Source organism: Arthrobacter sp. 9AX (genome assembly GCF_902506095.1).
GTDB lineage: Bacteria > Actinomycetota > Actinomycetes > Actinomycetales > Micrococcaceae > Arthrobacter.
On sequence record NZ_LR733299.1, the window covers coordinates 1 to 1,788 of the forward strand.

Annotated in this window: 1 protein-coding gene; it reads right to left on the reverse strand. The window is 64.8% G+C overall.

Going from position 1 to position 1,788, the window contains the following annotated elements; translation table 11 throughout:
• Positions 1-949: 949 nt before the first annotated feature.
• On the reverse strand, positions 950-1,291 hold the full coding sequence (locus BACI348_RS20535) for a YciI family protein (protein WP_159830422.1): 342 nt from the start codon (positions 1,289-1,291) through the stop codon (positions 950-952).
• Positions 1,292-1,788: the final 497 nt, after the last annotated feature.

A 1,788-nucleotide genomic window follows, 5' to 3' on the forward strand; every position in this document is an offset into this window, starting at 1 on the left:
TAATGCCCGAAACAAGCGGGCGCCGCCGGCCGCCTGCGGCAGGACCCGCACCCACTCTGGGGCGATCCACCCGCTTGGCGGTAGATCCGCCAGCGCGGCCACCCATGCCGCGGCAGCACCGCCGTCGCACCTGTGACACGAACCGACCGAACGCGCGTCCGGTGCGAAGGGGAGGCCTGCCCATCCTTTGCCGTGCTCAATGCCGCTGTCCGCAGCGCTGACTTGCGCGGTTACCTCGTCGTGTAGGGTGCGGTTGAAGGAGAAATATTGGGGGAATAATGAAGCTTCTTCGATCGACACTGCTCGCGGGCGTACTTACAGCAAGCCTGGCAGGCTGCACTTACTCAGAACCCGCGCCGGAACAGGAAAGCGAGCCCAGTCAGCTGTCGCCGGCTTCCACCGATCCGGCTGCTGCTGTTCCCGTGACTCTGCAAGGACAGTTTCAGTCGCAAGGAGCGAGCACCACGGGGACAGCCACCATCCGCGTCACAGAGTCCGGCGCCTCCGTACAGCTCGAGGATTTTTCCACTGGTCCTGGGGACGATGTCCGTCTCGTGCTGAGCCCGGGGACCGCGGGCCCCGGGCCCAAGGGTGACCTGGAGCTGTCGTCGTCGACACTGATTGAGGTGGGGCCGTTACCACTCAGCCGATCGAATAGTCAGCGCATCGATATGGACCGCAGGATGTGGGAAGCGATCCCCGGCCCCGTTCGGAGCGTCGTGATTTACAACTTTGCCGAATTGACCGCGTATGGCACGGCCAACCTTAGGGAGACCCCGCGCTCCCAGGGAGCCCGCACCGCCGTTGGTGACCACGAGGGGTTGAAGCGGCCAACCGGGTGAGCAGGGAAACCCGTGCCGCCTTCTGGCGGCGCCGCACCACCCCCTGGCTCGTCCATCGGTGGTCCCGGCGTCTTCGCCCTTCCGGCCACGGCCAGGTCTTGTCTGGATCAGCTGGCGGGGTCGTACTGGAATTGCCGGATTTCTTGCGGGCAGCGGCTGGCAACCGCGATCTTCGCGGCCCACTCGAGGGCGGCCTCCCGAGATGGCAGCTCAAGAATGGTGTAGCCCCCGTTGGGGACCTTGTGTCCTGGGTACGTGCCTTCGGTGAACGTGCCGTCGCCGGACACAAGGACCGGCTCTACAGACTCATCTATTCCGCCACCGAAGACATATACGCCTGCTGACTTGGCGTCCTCGATGACGGCATGCGCGTCCTCGACCACCGCCTCGAATTCCTCCGCGGGCATTACCATGGCCTCACCTGGGAATGAGATCAGATACTTTGTCACTCCATGACTCCTCTGCTCTTGCGGCACCACGTGGCCATCTTTACGGCACCGTTCCGGTACCCAGCCCGATTATGGCTCAGGCCGCTGACACGCGGTCAAGGGGAGAGCGCCGGGACCAATCCACCCAGCTCAAGCGCCGCCACCCAGGGGCATGCGCTGCCGGATCCTCTTGGGTGTAGATCATAGGCTGCTGAAGCCTGGCACGGCTTTGCCTGCCAAACCTCCCGAATCCGATTCCGCTCGGTCGCCGCTGCAGCTGAGATCGTCTTTACGGCGGCGCCTTCGCTCCGACGCAGGCGACATCCCCGGGAGCAGCTGGAGGCCGGATCGGCCGGCACGAATGAACGGCACCGCTGCGGCTTCCCCGGTCGCGGGACGGGGCCGGCTGCGGCGGATGTGAGGTAGTGCATAGTGGGTGTTTTGAAGGTGTGGTGGTCTTGGTGGTGGTGTTTGGCCGTGTGGATCCTTGTGGTGGCGGGGTTTTTGGGGGTGTGGGG